At 36.7% G+C, this 16,076-nt stretch carries 14 protein-coding genes; 7 read left to right on the top strand and 7 right to left on the bottom strand.

Annotation, left to right across the window (positions count from 1 at the left end):
* From QS62_RS02330 to QS62_RS02320, 3 genes are all read left to right on the top strand, one after another.
* Positions 1 to 5,248, top strand: a 5,248-nt coding sequence (locus tag QS62_RS02330; protein ID WP_197496254.1) for a hemagglutinin repeat-containing protein, incomplete at its 5' end; no start/stop codon positions are given.
* A gap of 1 nt (position 5,249) precedes the next feature.
* Complete coding sequence (locus tag QS62_RS02325; protein ID WP_066105331.1) at positions 5,250 to 5,576, top strand: hypothetical protein; 327 nt, start codon at positions 5,250 to 5,252, stop codon at positions 5,574 to 5,576.
* A 191-nt stretch (positions 5,577 to 5,767) separates the two neighbouring features.
* Positions 5,768 to 6,121, top strand: a complete 354-nt coding sequence (locus QS62_RS02320; protein WP_066105328.1) for a hypothetical protein — start codon at positions 5,768 to 5,770, stop codon at positions 6,119 to 6,121.
* 67 nt (positions 6,122 to 6,188) lie between these two features.
* On the opposite strand, the gene QS62_RS02315 is transcribed toward QS62_RS02320, so the two are convergent.
* The 7 genes from QS62_RS02315 to fmt all read right to left on the bottom strand — a co-directional run bounded on the left by QS62_RS02315 (position 6,189) and on the right by fmt (position 13,594).
* Entirely contained in the window at positions 6,189 to 7,355 is a 1,167-nt protein-coding gene (locus QS62_RS02315; RefSeq protein ID WP_066105323.1) for an MFS transporter, read from the bottom strand.
* 53 nt (positions 7,356 to 7,408) lie between these two features.
* The gene (locus tag QS62_RS02310) at positions 7,409 to 7,939 is read right to left on the bottom strand and encodes a TIGR00645 family protein (protein WP_066105320.1); all 531 of its coding nucleotides are present in this window, start codon (positions 7,937 to 7,939) and stop codon (positions 7,409 to 7,411) included.
* An 11-nt stretch (positions 7,940 to 7,950) separates the two neighbouring features.
* Positions 7,951 to 8,352, bottom strand: a complete 402-nt coding sequence (mscL, locus tag QS62_RS02305; RefSeq protein WP_066105319.1) for a large-conductance mechanosensitive channel protein MscL — start codon at positions 8,350 to 8,352, stop codon at positions 7,951 to 7,953.
* A gap of 114 nt (positions 8,353 to 8,466) precedes the next feature.
* On the bottom strand, positions 8,467 to 9,909 hold the full coding sequence (locus QS62_RS02300; protein ID WP_066105316.1) for a TrkH family potassium uptake protein: 1,443 nt from the start codon (positions 9,907 to 9,909) through the stop codon (positions 8,467 to 8,469).
* Positions 9,910 to 9,924: 15 nt separating this feature from the next.
* Entirely contained in the window at positions 9,925 to 11,301 is a 1,377-nt protein-coding gene (gene trkA, locus QS62_RS02295) for a Trk system potassium transporter TrkA (RefSeq protein WP_066105313.1), read from the bottom strand.
* Positions 11,302 to 11,312: 11 nt separating this feature from the next.
* A complete protein-coding gene (gene rsmB, locus QS62_RS02290; protein ID WP_066105309.1) occupies positions 11,313 to 12,632 on the bottom strand; it encodes a 16S rRNA (cytosine(967)-C(5))-methyltransferase RsmB in 1,320 nt (439 codons plus the stop codon).
* Positions 12,633 to 12,634: 2 nt separating this feature from the next.
* On the bottom strand, positions 12,635 to 13,594 hold the full coding sequence (gene fmt, locus QS62_RS02285) for a methionyl-tRNA formyltransferase (protein ID WP_066105306.1): 960 nt from the start codon (positions 13,592 to 13,594) through the stop codon (positions 12,635 to 12,637).
* A gap of 222 nt (positions 13,595 to 13,816) precedes the next feature.
* On the opposite strand from fmt, the gene ftsB reads away from it, so the two are divergent.
* The 4 genes from ftsB to surE are packed head-to-tail and all read left to right on the top strand — an operon-like array spanning position 13,817 to position 16,073.
* On the top strand, positions 13,817 to 14,095 hold the full coding sequence (gene ftsB, locus QS62_RS02280; protein ID WP_066105303.1) for a cell division protein FtsB: 279 nt from the start codon (positions 13,817 to 13,819) through the stop codon (positions 14,093 to 14,095).
* Positions 14,096 to 14,115: 20 nt separating this feature from the next.
* The gene (gene ispD, locus QS62_RS02275) at positions 14,116 to 14,820 is read left to right on the top strand and encodes a 2-C-methyl-D-erythritol 4-phosphate cytidylyltransferase (RefSeq protein WP_197496255.1); all 705 of its coding nucleotides are present in this window, start codon (positions 14,116 to 14,118) and stop codon (positions 14,818 to 14,820) included.
* On the top strand, positions 14,817 to 15,299 hold the full coding sequence (ispF, locus tag QS62_RS02270) for a 2-C-methyl-D-erythritol 2,4-cyclodiphosphate synthase (protein WP_066105297.1): 483 nt from the start codon (positions 14,817 to 14,819) through the stop codon (positions 15,297 to 15,299). The genes ispD and ispF overlap by 4 nt, the downstream gene beginning before the upstream one ends.
* Before the next feature lie 33 nt (positions 15,300 to 15,332).
* Entirely contained in the window at positions 15,333 to 16,073 is a 741-nt protein-coding gene (surE, locus tag QS62_RS02265; RefSeq protein WP_066105294.1) for a 5'/3'-nucleotidase SurE, read from the top strand.
* Positions 16,074 to 16,076 lie beyond the last annotated feature (3 nt).

Genomic DNA, 16,076 nt, shown 5'->3' with positions numbered 1-16,076 from the left:
GGCTAATGCGAAACTCTCAATTCATAATAACTTCCGCTTAGATACACCAATTACTGTCGACGGTAAACTGACTCTAAAAGTCGATAACCATTTTGCCAATCAAACACAACTCGTTACCGGAAAAGGGTTAACAATTGAAGCCAAATCCATTGAAAATCCAGTGCAAAGTGAATTAAGTTCCCAAAAAACGCTGTTAAAAACCGAGTATTTACTTAATCGTGGTTTAATTGATGGAGTCAAAAATATTATTTTTGCTGATCAATTAGATAATCTTGGCAGTGGTAGAATTTATGGTGATCAATTAGCGATTCAATCACATACACTCAATAATCTCCCAGAAGCCGATCAATCCGCGACGATTGCCGCACGCGAACGGCTAGATCTCGGTGTAGGTACCCTAACCAATTACGATCATGCTCTGATTTTAAGTCAAGGTAATCTCTATATCGGTGGTGCATTGGATGATCGTTATCATGCTACTGGACAAGCGACTTTTGTGGATAATGGTAGTGCAACGATTGAAGCGTTGGGAAATGGTAATATCAATACGCAACGCTTATGGAATCACGATTTACACTTACGTCTTGGTATTCACACAGATAAAGAAAAATTCGAAGAATATGCGCAAAATAATAATAGTCGACGTTATCGTCAAGGCGTTGAGGGCGAATTGGATTGGACAAGGAGAAGTAGAAAAGCTTGGTTTGCCTTTTATGATGGCAGCCGTAGTCCCTCCCAAAATGATTGGTTTGGTTGGGAATATACCAGAACAACTGATACCACTACCATCGAACATCGCGACCCCGCTAAAATTCTGATTGCAGGCAATCTTTCACTTAATGGTGATCAACTTCACAACCAATATAGCCAAATTTTAGTGGGGAAAGCATTAACCTTAGGCGAACAACAATTTAGGAAAAATACTAAAAATGAAACCTTAACAGCCAATAATGTTCAATTAATCAATGAAGATTTAATTGGTGAGATTCATCGCCGAGATGATGGTCAGAGTTTTATGAAGGTTGCTTATAAAGACAAAAATCCTATCAGACCTCGTTATGGACATCGTTCAGAGAATTATCAAGATTACCATCATATTCATCCGATTGAATATTTTAACTTTAAGATTGTAGATAACACTATCGGACAGGCTATTCAACCAACGGGAACAGCGATTCGTCAGCAAACTATTGCTCAACAAGCCGCATTAAATAATTTACAGGTGGATTTCACTCAAAGTACGCCATTGAGTGCGGTACCTCACATACGTGCAGTATTACCAAATCAGTTATTGCCTCAAGCAAGTTTATATCGTTTAAATCTTGCCACTAACAGCCATGTATTAGTTGAAACCGATCCGCGCTTTACTAATAAACGCCAATGGTTAAGCTCAGATTATATGTTTGATGCACTACGTGCAGATCCACAAACCATGCTAAAACGCCTTGGCGATGGTTATTATGAACAACGGTTAGTCAATGAGCAAATTAACCAGCTAACAGGACAACGCTTCTTAGGTAATTACACATCTGATTATGAGCAATATAAAGCGTTAATGGATGCCGGTATTCGTTATGCACAACGTTATCAACTTATTCCGGGTGTTGCATTAAGTGCTGCCCAAATGCAGGAATTAACCGAAGATATGGTATGGCTTGCGCCACAAACTGTCACGTTAAAAGATGGTTCTCAACTTCAAGTGTTAGTTCCGCAAGTCTATCTCGTCAAACGTGATGTCGATGTTCAGCCAACAGGCGCTATTATCTCTGCAAGAGAGATTGATATGGCTATGGATGGGATAGTGAAAAATAGCGGGTTGGTTGCAGGACGTCATTTAACACAAATTTCTGCACAAAACTTGGAGAATTATGGCACTATCACCGCCGATCAACTGAATTTCAACATCACCAATCGTTTCTATCAACAAGGTGGAACTTTAACTGCCAATAACCTCAATTTAGCGGCTAATACTATTCTGATTGAAAGTCGTTTTAGTGAGAATCAAGATAATGGCACCTTTTATCGTCGCCAACTTGATCAACAAGCACAACTGAAGGTCAAAAATGATTTAACTCTTACTACACAAGGTGATGCGCAATTTAATGCGGTCAAGATAAACACTGACAATGCAACACTTTATATCGGCGGTAATTTGACATTAGGTACTCAAGCAGAAATCAATAAAGAACATTATGTTATGGATGCTGACAATTATTGGAAACTCGATCAACATAATGATATTGCGACCACATTGACCGCAAAAGGCAACACTACCTTACTCGCCCAAAAAGATATTAATTTACGTGGTACCCAGATTGATACGAAAAAGGATCTTATTCTGGCTAGTCAACAAGGTGATATCCATGTCGATGCAGCACGAAAACAAGAGCAACTCTCTTCAGGCATCAAACATACGGATAAAGGTCTGCTAAGTCGTACCACTATCATTACTAAACATGATCACCAATATGATTTAACGGAAGGTTCTCAATTAGCAGGCAATAATGTTCACCTGCTGGCAAATCAAGGCAAAGTTGCTGTTGAAGGCAGTACAATTGTTGCAGACAAAAATGTGACATTACAAGCTCAAGAGCTTGATATTTCAGCGGCTAAAAATACCAGAAAAGAAGATGATTTTTATGCGGAGAAAAAATCTGGCTTAATGAGTGGTGGCAGTCTCGCTTTTACTATTGGTAGTCGCAAACAAGCTACTGACACTGCTAATCAGCAAACTTACTATCAAGGCAGTCAAATTGGTGCCTTACAAGGCGATATTTATCTTGCCGCCAATGACAGTTATCGCCAACAAGGTAGCCGTATTACTGCGGGCGAGGGTGATATCACTATTCTGGCGAAAAAAGTAGACATTACCGCCACAGAAGATAAATTTATCCACGATTATCAGCATACCTTTAAACAGAGTGGTTTAACCTTTGGTATCAATCTTCCAATAGTACAAGCTACACAACAAATTCAACAAACGGCGAAATCAGTAGCCCAAGTTGGCGACGCCAAAGATAATCGTATTAATGCGCTAGCTGCCATTAATGCTGCCTTTGATTTAGCCAATACAGCGGATGTGGTTGGTAATGTTGCCTCCGAGATAGCTAACCAAGGTGTTCAAGGTCTAACACAAAATATCGGAATTAGTGTAGGGTATGGAAAACAGAAAAATGAACAAACCATTCATACAGAAACGACAACCGCCAATCGTAGTAAAGTAAATGCTGCTGGTAAGGTTAATGTGTTAACCACTGGCGATAAAGATTCCTCTTACATTCAGGTAAAAGGATCTGACATTGCAGGACAGCAAGGCACATCTTTGCTAACACAAGGCAATCTTGATATTACTGCGCAACAACAAACACATTCAGAGCAAAGCCAAAATAAATCAAGTGGTTGGAATGCTGGCGTGGCAGTAAATTATAACAGTGCTGGTGGCGCCTCTTTAGGGATTACCGCAGGCGGTAATGCTGGCAAAGGTTATAGTAATGGAGAGGAAACCACTTGGGTAAATAGCCATATTGGTGATAAACAGAGTCAAACAACACTGATTTCAGGTGAAGATCTCTCGATTCAAGGCGGACAAGTCGTTGGTGATAGTGTTAAGGTTCAAGCGAATAACCTAAATATTACCAGCCTACAAGATACGGCAACTTATCAAGGCAAACAAAAACAAACTTCTGCCCAAATGACCGTAGGTTACGGTGCTTCCTTATCGGGCAACTATAATCAGTCTAAGATCAATGCTGATTATGCCAGTGTTAATCAACAATCAGGCATTTTAGCTGATGATGGTGGCTTTAATGTGGACATCAACAATCATACCGATTTAAAAGGTGGAGTGATTACGGCGACTACAGCGGCAGAACTACAAGGTAAAAATCAATTCGCAACTGGTACTATCCAAGCAGAAGATCTACAAAACTATAGTGAACATCAAGGCTCAGCTTTTGCAATTGGAGGTTCTGTGGCAATGAATTTTGCTACGCCATTAGCAGATAAAGGACAAGCTCAAAGTGATAAACAAGCCACTAATAAAAAAGGTGAACCTTTATTTATTGATAAATCAGGTAAAGAAACCACAGCTAGCCACACTGCTGCTAGAGAAGCTAATCAAGCTAAATTAGCCACTGGACGAGATTCTTTTACTAGTAAAACATCAGTTGGATTAGGCAAAGATAAAGAGCAACAATCTTCTACGACAACAGCGGGGATTGGTACGGCGAATATGATTATTCGTGATCCTGAAGCGCAATTAAATAAAACAGGTTTATCTGTAAACGACACTATTACTAAAGTGCAAACTACACTTACCACAGATGAAGTGGAAAAAAATAGCAGCAAATTAACCAACCACTTTGATCAAGAAAAGGTATTAAAAGAGTTAAATATCCAAGTGAAAGTCACTCAAGATTTTCGTAAAAATGCTTTTTCAACTATTGATAATTATGTTTTACCAAAACAAGCCGAATTAAGAAAACAGATTAAAGCGGCAAAAACAGAAGAAGAAAAAACTGTTTTATACCAACAAATTTATAAATTACAGTATCAAAAACGACTCCTTGAAACTGTAGTAGGTATTGTTGCTGGTTCACCAGATCTTGCCATTACACAGGGTACATTACAATTAGCTGCCACTAAAATGCGTGAAGAAAGCCTTGCCAATTCACGAAAATTTAAAGGGATTATTGATGCAAAAACAGGTGAAGTATTACGCAATGATTCTTACGATAGTGGTTATTTTGATGGTGTTAAATTAGGCGGGGTACGGATAGATTTAGATGCAATTTGTGGTGTAGATAATAGGCGTTGCACTGTAAATCCTGATGGTAGCTATCAATATATTGGTGGTATATCTATTAGTGGAAAATCAATTCCTACATTAAAAGATGCTATTAATACAGATTTGAATCCTGCTGCCAAAGAAATGTATGGGCTAACAGGCGGTTTCCAATCTGTTCAAGGAGAAATGTTCGGAATTTATCAGGCTGGTAATTGGAAAGATCTCATTGTTGAATCATTTGCAGGAACACATGATATATTAGGTGGACAGATATGGGGTTTATATGATGAAGTTGGTAACACTACTCGTGGTAGAGATCTACCCGATAACCCTAATGAATATGATGGAAAAATTTCATCTGTTACAGCAATAGCAGCAATTCCTGCTGCTGCACCATTTGCTATATCAGATTTAATATCTCCAGATTTTTTACAAATTCTATTAAAGCTCGGGGAATATTAAGATGAAAAAATTAGGTATTTTAGCTACATTTATTGTAATAACATCTTGTTATTACAATAATAAGGATGGCTGTTTTTATACTCCCCAAGCTGCGAATTGCAATATTAAATATAAAAGTGATTTTGATTCTTACCAGAAAAGTGAAGTTAATGATGAACAAAAACTTATAGATATGAAAACTTGCCTTGGAAAATATGGAGATAATATTGATTATAGAAAAAGCATATTTTATGACTTATATAAAAGATATCCTAATCAAAATATAGTGCATGAATTTACTTTATGTATGGAACATAAAGGCTATATTTTCAATAATATATACAAATAATTCTTCTTAGGTGGTCAAATTTGGGGTTGGTATAACAATCAAGGAAATACTGCTGAAAAAAACTCAATACAATCTAAAGCAAGTCAAGTAACAACTATTGTTGCTATTCCTGTAGCTACACCATTTGCTATGGCAAATCTGATTTCAGCTGATTTTATTGAAATCCTATCTCAACTAGGAGGTAATTAAATATGAAAGCCTTAATTCCATTATTATTTATTTTGTTTTTACAAGGCTGTATTTATGCTGAAGGCTGTTGGATTAGTCCACAAATGGTTTCATGTGTAGATAAAGGAAAAATATTTCCAATAATAGCTCGTTTTCAAAAACCAGAATCTATCGGAAAAACTGATTCACAACAACGTTGGAAAGATGCTACAAATTGTGGAAGTAAATATGGTGATGAAGAGTTAACATATATAGAAAATAAGGGCTTATATAAGTCTTTTGAATCTTGTATGTTTAATAAAGGATATATAAGATTTCACCCTGCTGAATGCGGCTACCAAAACCCAAAATGGGATACAGGAAAATGTAATTTATAAACAAACTATCGCATACAGATTATGATTCTTGCCTATCTGCTACTTATTTTATGAAGATGGGCGTAAATTAATAAAATAACTTTCTTTTTAACAATAAATAGCAAGAAGTAATTACCATAATAATCATTGCTAATATATTAACCACTAACCATCCTGCAGCATAACTCATAATAAAACCTACAGATAGCGAAGCAACTAGACTTAATAAATAGGTAATTAATGAATTCATGCCTTGTAATTTATGTTTACTGCTTTCATCAGAGAGTTGATTGACAATAAATGTCCCACCAGTAAACATAAAACTCCAACCAAGCCCAACAAAGACTAAAGTAATAATATATCCCCAATAATTATCTAAAGAGAAAGCCGCAAGATTACCAAAGATAAAACAGAATGCACCTAATTGGATTAAATGAAGGGTTTTTAATTTTTCTAAGACAAACGGCAAAAATAATGCTGGCAAATACATCGCTAAAAAGTGCCATTGCAATACACTTGCACTCTGCGCCGTAGTTAATGATACATGGTGCATTGCTAATGGTACGGCATTCATAATTAACGTCATAATAGCGAAAGCAAAGGCACAACTAATAGTAGCTAGGATAAATTTTGTAGAGTAAAACAACTGCTTATCAATTGCTGATGATTTTGCTTTATTGTGTTTAATCTCTTTAATAAAAATAAATAATTGCGAAATCATCGCCAAAATAAAAATAATTGCGGCAAACAAGAAAGAACCTAAAAACGGATATTGTGCAAAAAGATATTCGCCTTGCGTGGCAATAAAAGGTCCTAAAAAGCCACCAATAACACCGCTCCCAATAATTAATGCGGTAGCTCTTTTTTTCGCTAACTCAGAAGCAAAAACTTCTGCGGCAGTAAAACGATAATATTGATTAAAAATGGTAGCAGCACCTAAAATTAATGCCGCAATAACAAATAGAAAAAATGAAGAAAAATAGATCGCTGCACAAGCCAAAATACTGCCAAATAAACCAATTACACTACCAATGATAAAAGCTTTTCGTCTGCCATAATAAGACATCAAATTAGAAGCGTAATAAACCATCACTGCGGATCCTAATACGGTCGCAGTAATTGGCAATGTCGTTAAATATGAATTAGGTGAAAGCTGTAAACCGACTAATGTTGCAGTTAAAATCAACAAAGAAATAATCGAACCTGTTAGTCCTTGCCCCAAAAATAGCGCAATTAAAGTAATATATTTCTTCATTTGATTCCTTAAAAAAATCCTCCGACTTTATACACAAGTTCGGAGGATTTTTATTAGTGATTTTTATGCGTGGTGCTATACAAAATTTTGTCAGTATAAGCGACCGCCAATGCCGAAGCTAAAAAGCCTAAATGTAGGAATAATTGCCACATAATCTGCTTTTCTGGCAAATTGCCGGCATTAATAAAGGTTTGCAGCATATGAATAGAGGAAATACTAATAATAGCCATCGACAATTTAATTTTTAACACCGAGGCGTTCACATGATCTAACCATTCTGGCTGATCTGGATGATTATCAGTATTTAATTTAGAAACAAAGGTTTCATAACCGCCTACTAACACCATCACTAATAAATTCGCAATCATTACTACATCGATGAGATTTAATACCGCCAACATAATAGTGTTTTCATCCATCTGATTAAGATTAAACACCAAATGCCATAATGATTTTAAAAATTTATAGGCATAAACAATTTGGACAACAATTAAACCAAGGTAAATCGGTAATTGTACCCAACGGCTGGCAAATATCAGTTTAGCAATAAAGTTTGGTTTTACTTGTGTTGGTGTATTCTGCATAAAATCCTTAATTATTTATTTTTTAATAGATCACGAATTTCTGTTAATAATTTTTCTTCTGCTGATGGTTCAGCTGGTTTTGGTTCTTCTGCTGGTTTTTCACGTTTTAATTTATTCATTGCTTTAATTGCTACGAAAATAGCAAACGCAATGATGATAAAATCAAACACAGTTTGAATAAACATCCCATAATTTAAAGTAACTGCAGGCACATCACCAACCGCACCACGTAATACGATTTTAAGATCTTTAAAATCTACGCCGCCAACTAATAAACCAATAATTGGCATCGCTACGTCAGCGACTAACGAACTTACAATTTTACCAAATGCACCACCGATAATTACCCCGACAGCCATGTCAACAACATTACCGCGCATTGCAAATTCGCGGAATTCTTTTAAGAAACTCATATAAATACTCCTAAATTTAATGTTAAAAAATAAATGTTAAAAAAGCGGCGCTAATTATATTTTTATTGTGAGATTCATACAATTTTTTTACAAAAAATTTTTTCTTGTAACATCCTATTTTTTCCAGAAATGTGGGAACAATAAAACTAAAATTGTCATAATTTCTAAGCGCCCTAATAACATACCTAAAATCATTAACCATTTTGAAAAAGTTGGAATGGTTGAAAAATTTCCTGATGCGCCTACCTGATTACCATATCCAGGACCAACGTTACCAATTGCTGTTGCTGCAGAACTCCAAGCGCTTTGAAAATCCATTCCTGACATTCCCATTAATACCGCCAAAATCGCCATAATCATAAAATAACTAAAAATAAAACCGACAATACCAAATACGGTTTCACTAGATACAACATGACGATTGTAATGGACTGCTGAAATACTATTAGGATGAATTAAACGTAATATTTGATGTTTTAGTACTTGGAACATAATTTGGAAACGGAAGATTTTAATTCCCCCAGTTGTTGAACCAGAACAACCACCTAAAATAAATGCCACTGTAAACACCATTGTGGTTGTTGCAGTCCAAGTATCAAAATTACCTAAGCTAAATCCGCATGTGGACATAATATTGATTAAATTGAAAAAAGCATAACGTAAGCTATCTTGCCAATTAAATACATTTTCATAATTTAACCAAGCGGCAGTGAAGAAACCAACAATTAACACAAATAAGGAAAATCCCATTAATTGTTGATCACGAAATAACACGAAAATATTTTTACGATGAATGGCTTGTACCATTAATAAAAAAGGTAATGAACCTAAGAACATAAAGAGAGTACAGATCCATTGTGTTGTACTATTGAATTCACTCATTGAACCACTGCGTGTTGAAAAGCCGCCAGTAGAAATAGTAGTAAAAGCATGATTTATCGCATCAAAGAAATCCATTTCTGACCACATATAAGCAATAGTACATGCAGTTGTTAGAAATAAATAAATTTGGATAATACTTTTTGCGACATCTCTGGCTTGTGGCAAAAGCTTGTCAGATTTATCCGATGATTCTGTGCGGAATAGTGTCATTCCACCCACATTTAAAAATGGCAAGATCGCTACCGCCATCACAATAAATCCTAAACCTCCCATCCATTGTAAGGTTGAGCGCCACATTAACAATGCTGATGAAGTATCGCTAACATCAACAATAACACTAGAACCAGTAGTGGTTAAACCAGAAACAGTTTCAAAATAGGCATCGGTAAAACTAAAATCACTAATAACAATAAAAGGCAAAGCGCTAAATACACAACTGATTAACCATATTAATGTGGTAAGCAATAACATATCTTTAACCCGCAACCGCATATCTTGCGGTTTCTTACGAGTCAAAATAAAGGAAACAAAATGGGTAATACCAATACAAATTAAAAAACCAACTAGCCCGTCCCCATTATGAAAAAAAGTGACCACTAATGGAATAATCATTAGCCAAGCGATTTTAGAAAGGACAGAACCCAAAATATATAAGATAAATGGTCGATTAAACATAATCTGCCTATTGCCTTAAATAAAGAATGGACTTGGTTGGAATAATTTTTCAATTTCAGCCATATTCTTTTTATCTTGTAAAAATAAGATCACATGATCATCTTCTTGAATCACCAAATCGTGCTGTGCAATTAAAACTTCACCACGACGACAAATTGCCCCAATAATCACTCCTTGCGGTAATTTCAAGCGGTTTAATGGACGACCAATGACTTGTGATGTTTGTTCATTACCATGAGCAACGATTTCTAGTGCTTCTGCTACACCACGACGCAATACCGCAACATTTACAATATCACCCTTACGCACATAACTTAATAACGCGGAAATGGTGGCTTGTTGCGGTGAAATCGCAATATCAATCGTACCGCCTTGTACTAAATGCAAATAGGCAATCCGCTGAATTAATGAAATTGCTTTTTTTGTACCTAATCGTTTCGCCAATAATGACGCCATAATATTGGCTTCATCATCGCTAGTTAAAGCAATAAAGGCATCAATATTTTCGATATGTTCTTCAAATAAAAAGGATTGATCCGAAGCATCTGCACAAAATACAATGGTTTTTGAGAGTTTTTCAGCTAAAAATTCTGCACGCTTTTGATTACGTTCTACTAATTTAACGCTGTAATCATTTTCCAACTTTTTTGCTAAACCAGAACCGACATTACCACCACCAACGATCATAATACGGCGATAATTTTTCTCTAAACGTTGTAATTCACTCATTACTGCTCGTAAATGCTGACTAGCACAAATAAAAGTAACTTCATCACCCGCTTCAATAATGGTTGAACCTTGCGGACGAATCACTTTATCTTGACGCCAAATTGAAACAATGCGCGCATCTATATGCGGTAAATGATCTTGTAATGTCGCAATCGAATAACCAACTAACGGTCCACCATAATAGGCTTTTACTACTGCCAAACTGACTAAATCATTGGCAAAATTGGCTACTTGCAGTGTTCCTGGATAATTGACTAAGCGGGCAATATCCTCAATTACAAGTTGCTCTGGTGAAATAATATGATCGATAGGAATAACATCGCTTTTAAACAATTTTTCTTTTTCGCGAATATATTCTGAATTACGAATACGGGCAATTTTAGTTGGAATTTTAAATAGCGTGTAAGCTACTTCACAGGCGATCATATTCACTTCATCAGAACTGGTTACGGCGACTAACATATCGGCATCAGTTGCACCAGCTTCACGCAAGGTTCGTGGTGAAGACGCATTACCATGCACAACCCGTAAATCGTGCTTATCCTGCAACTGATTCAAGCGGTCTGCATCATTATCCACAAGGGTAATTTCATTATCTTCACTGACTAAGTTTTCTGCTAATGTGCCACCAACTTGTCCTGCACCTAAAATGATAATTTTCACAAGTTTTACCTTTAACTTTGTTTAATCAGTTTTGCGTAAAAGAAACCATCACCACTGTTTTGCGCTGGAAAACATTGGTAACCAAAACCAGTATCAATACCTGTTGTGGCTAATTGTACTGGGATCAATTTTGCATCCGTATGTGTTGCTAGAAAACGTTCAATTTGCTGGCAATTTTCCTCAGGCAAAATAGAACAAGTAGCATATAACAAAATGCCATTTGGTTTGAGTCGTTGCCATAATGCTTGCAAAATTGTTTGTTGTAAGTCTGCTAATTGAGCAATATCACTAGCTTGACGCAACCACTTAATATCCGGATGACGACGAATAACACCAGTGGCAGAACAAGGCGCATCTAACAAAATACGGTCAAACATTATCTCTGGCGCTAACCATTGTTCTGGTTTACTAGCATCGCCACAAATAATTTCTGCTTTTTGCTGCAAACGCTTTAAATTTTCTGCTACTCGCTGTAAACGACTTTGTTCTACATCTAATGCCAACACCTGAGCTTGAGGAGCAATTTCTAAAATATGTGTCGTTTTACCGCCCGGTGCCGCACAAGCATCTAGAATACAGTGCTGGTTTTCTGGTTCTAACAATTCGCCAGCCCATTGCGCATGACGATCCTGTACACTTACCCAACCTTCTGCAAAATGTGGTAATTGATCTACACCCACTGCTTTATTTAAACATAATGCCGTCCTTGGCAACGCAATTTCACTGTCAATTTGTTGCTGATTTAATAATGTTTGATAAGCCGTTTGTGAGGTATGTTGTTGATTTACTCGTAACCACATTGGCGGTTTTTGATTATTTTCATCAACGATTTGGCGCCAATGTTCTGGATAATGTTGTTTTAATAAATTCACCAACCATTCAGGGTGTAATGTTTGCCAATGTTTATCTACTATCGCCAAAATAGCTTCTTGTTCCCGTAAAAAACGACGCATTACGCCATTTACTAAACCACGAAAAGATTCAGCTTTAACAGCTTTTGTTGCATTAACAACTTCATCAACCGCTGCGTGTGCCGGGATACGGGTATAAAGTAATTGATATAAACCGACCAATAATAGGCAGTGCACAATACGAGTTTTACCTTTTAATGGTTTGGTGACTAATTTTTCAATAATACGTTCTAAACGCGGTAATACTCGACAAACACCAAAACAAACCTCTTGCAATAACGCAATATCTTGCGCTTTTATCTGTTGTTGTGTGCTAGGCAATAACGCCGATAGTGATTTACCTTGATCCAAAACTTGTAAAATCACTTCCGCCATTACGGCACGTAATGTTAATTTTTTCTCGTGTTTTTGCTGTTTCATGGTTACTCACTTACACGCTGACCAACAACAAACCAATCACTGCGTCCATTTAACAAATCTTGTGCTGACATCGGTTTCTTGCCAGCCGGTTGTAATAACGTTAAATTCAGTACACCATTCGCTGTCGCTATTTGAATCCCTTGCTTATTTGCTTGTACAATCGTACCGGCAGCAACTGCTTGATGCGGTAAAACTGTCGCTTGATAGACTTTTAATGTCTGTTTCTGTTGCTGGCTATCTATTACTTCAAACCAGCTAATTGGCCAAGGATTAAAAGCACGAATACAACGTTCTAATTGTTCCGCTGATAAAGACCAATCCAACTTAGCCTCTTCTTTACTTAATTTATCTGCGTAATTGCTTAATTCATCTTGTTGTACTTCTGGCGGATATTTTCCGGCTTCTAAATAATCTAATACTTCAATTAACGCCTTTGGCCCTAGTTCTGCCAACTTAGCATAGAGTGATGCAGAAGTTTCCGTTGCGTCAATTGGACAAGCCACTTTATACAGCATATCGCCTGTATCCAACCCTTCATTCATTTGCATAATCGTAATGCCACTCTCTTTATCGCCAGCCCAAATAGCTCGTTGAATTGGTGCAGCGCCTCGCCAACGTGGTAATAAAGAACCATGTACATTTAAACAACCTAAACGTGGTGTATCCAATACAGCTTTTGGCAAAATTAAACCATAAGCCACTACTACCATCACATCAGCTTCAATTTGTTGTAATTGTTGTTGTGCTTCTGCTTTACGCAATGATTTTGGTTGATAGACGGGTAAATTATTTGCCTGAGCAAGTTGTTTTACAGGACTTGGTTGTAATTTTTTACCTCGACCAGCCGGTTTATCCGGTTGAGTATAAACAGCAACAACTTGATGTTGCGAAGATAATAGTGCTTGTAAATGTTGTGCGGCAAAGTCTGGCGTACCAGCAAAAATAATCTTTAATGGTTTCATAAACTCACAACTAAAAGTAGAAAAATTGGTTCTAAATAAGCCAATTATCTTACCTTAGGGCTTTAGCAAAGGAAAGCGAACAATCGGCAACGCTACTTTGTTCTCACATAAATTTAATAATAAATAGTTTGCTTTTCCTGATTGGTTGTTATCTTTTACGCTATTTCAAGGTAAACTATGTGCCACTAAATTCTACTTAGATTACTTAGGCTATTCTTTTTCATGCGATTATTAGTTGTCAGTTTATTTTGTTTATTATTAGTTGCTCTGTATAACTTCTGGTTTGGCGATTCAGGTTATCGTACTTATCAACAAACTCAGATCGAAATTGCCGAACAAAAAGTAAAAAATGAAAAACAAAGCCAATTAAATCAAGAAGCAAAAGCAGAAACCTTAGATTTAAAACAAGGTTTTTCTGCTGTTGAAGAAAGAGCAAGAAGAAATTACGAGATGGTTAAACCTAACGAAACCTTTTATCGAATTTTAAAATCAGAGAAATAATGAATACGAATTTATCATCAATGACATCTACTCGCCGTATTTTTGCCATTGTGCCTGCTGCCGGGATCGGATCACGTATGCAATCTGATCGCCCAAAGCAATATCTTTCATTATTGGGTAAAACTATCTTACAGCATACATTAGAAAAATTACTTAGTTATCCAATCATTGAAAAGATTATTGTGGCGACAGCGGAAAATGATCCTTATTTGACTGATTTTCCTTTGAAGGAACATCAAAAAATCGTTTGGGTAGTTGGTGGAGAAACTCGAGATCAATCGGTGTTTAATGCGTTGCAATTGATTGATGAACAAGATGTGTGGGTGATGGTTCATGATGCAGCTAGACCTTGTATTACTCACCAAGATTTAGACAAATTATTACAAGTTACAACATTATCTGGTGCGATTTTGGCAAAACCTGTCGTAGATACGATAAAAAAAGCCGTTTCTGCTACAAACCTTATCGAGAAAACCGAAGATCGTTCACTTTTATGGCACGCACTCACACCGCAATTTTTTCCAGCGCAATTATTAAAAAAAGCGTTAGCTTCAGCTAAACAGCAAGGATTTACGGTAACTGATGAAGCTTCTGCATTGGAATTATTAGGGGAACATCCGCAATTGATTGCTGGACGTAGTGACAATATTAAAATTACGCGCCCTGAAGATTTAGCGTTAGCCGAATTTTATTTACTTCAACAACAAAAAGAGTGGCAAAAATGATAAGAATTGGACATGGTTTTGATGTGCATGCGTTCACTGATAATGGAAATGGTTTTGTCATTATTGGTGGTGTAAGTATTCCTTTTGCAAAAAGTTTACTCGCTCATTCTGATGGTGATGTTGCATTACACGCATTGACGGATGCTTTATTAGGCGCAGCTGCGCTAGGCGATATCGGAAAATTGTTCCCTGACACAGATATGGCTTATAAAGGCGCCAATAGCCGACATTTATTAATTGAAGCATTTCGTCAAATACAACAATTGGGTTATCAAATCGGTAATGTTGATGTCACTATTATTGCGCAAGCGCCAAAAATGCGTCCTTATATTGATCAAATGCGCGCTAATATTGCTGAGGATTTACAATGTGATATTTCTCAAGTCAATGTCAAAGCCACTACAACTGAAAAATTAGGCTTTACTGGGCGAGGCGAAGGTATTGCTTGTGAAGCGGTAGCTTTACTGGTCAAACAATAATTTAATTCATAAAGTTAACAAGGAGCTTAAATAATGAATATTCTACTAAGTAATGATGATGGAATTCATGCTGAAGGCATTCAAACTTTAGCTGCCTATTTACGCACTATTGCTAATGTCATTGTTGTTGCTCCTGATCGTAATCGCAGTGCAGCATCATCTTCACTTACCTTAATTGAACCATTACGTCCAAGATTATTGGATAATGGTGATTATTGTGTGAACGGAACACCGGCAGATTGTGTCTATTTAGCAATGAATCATCTGCTTGCAGGGAAAATTGATTTAGTGGTTTCAGGAATTAATGCCGGTGTTAATTTAGGAGATGATATTCTCTATTCTGGTACTGTTGCGGCGGCGTTTGAAGGGCGTCATTTAGGTTTACCGGCGATTGCTGTATCACTCGATGGCAGACAACATTATGAAACAGCAGCAAAAGTTGTTTGTGAATTGATTCCAAAACTTCATTCGCAAATTTTACGTAAAAGAGAAATCTTAAATATCAATGTACCGGACATTCCTTACGAACAACTCAAAGGCATTAAAGTGACCAAGTTAGGTTATAGAGCAAGCGAGGGAGAAATTATTAAACAAACCGATCCTCGTGGTGAATCTATTTATTGGTTAGGTTTATCTAGCTTGCCTGAATATGCTCAAGAAGGTACTGATTTCCATGCTGTTGCCAATGGTTATGTGTCAATTACGCCAATACAAGCAGATATGACCGCTCATCATTCATTAAAAGCGGTCGAAGAGTGGCTCAATTTAGGATAAATT

Origin of the sequence: Gallibacterium salpingitidis (genome assembly GCF_001678495.1) — a bacterium.
Classification (GTDB): Bacteria; Pseudomonadota; Gammaproteobacteria; order Enterobacterales; family Pasteurellaceae; genus Gallibacterium; species Gallibacterium salpingitidis.
This window is presented reverse-complemented; position numbering and strand designations above follow the sequence as displayed.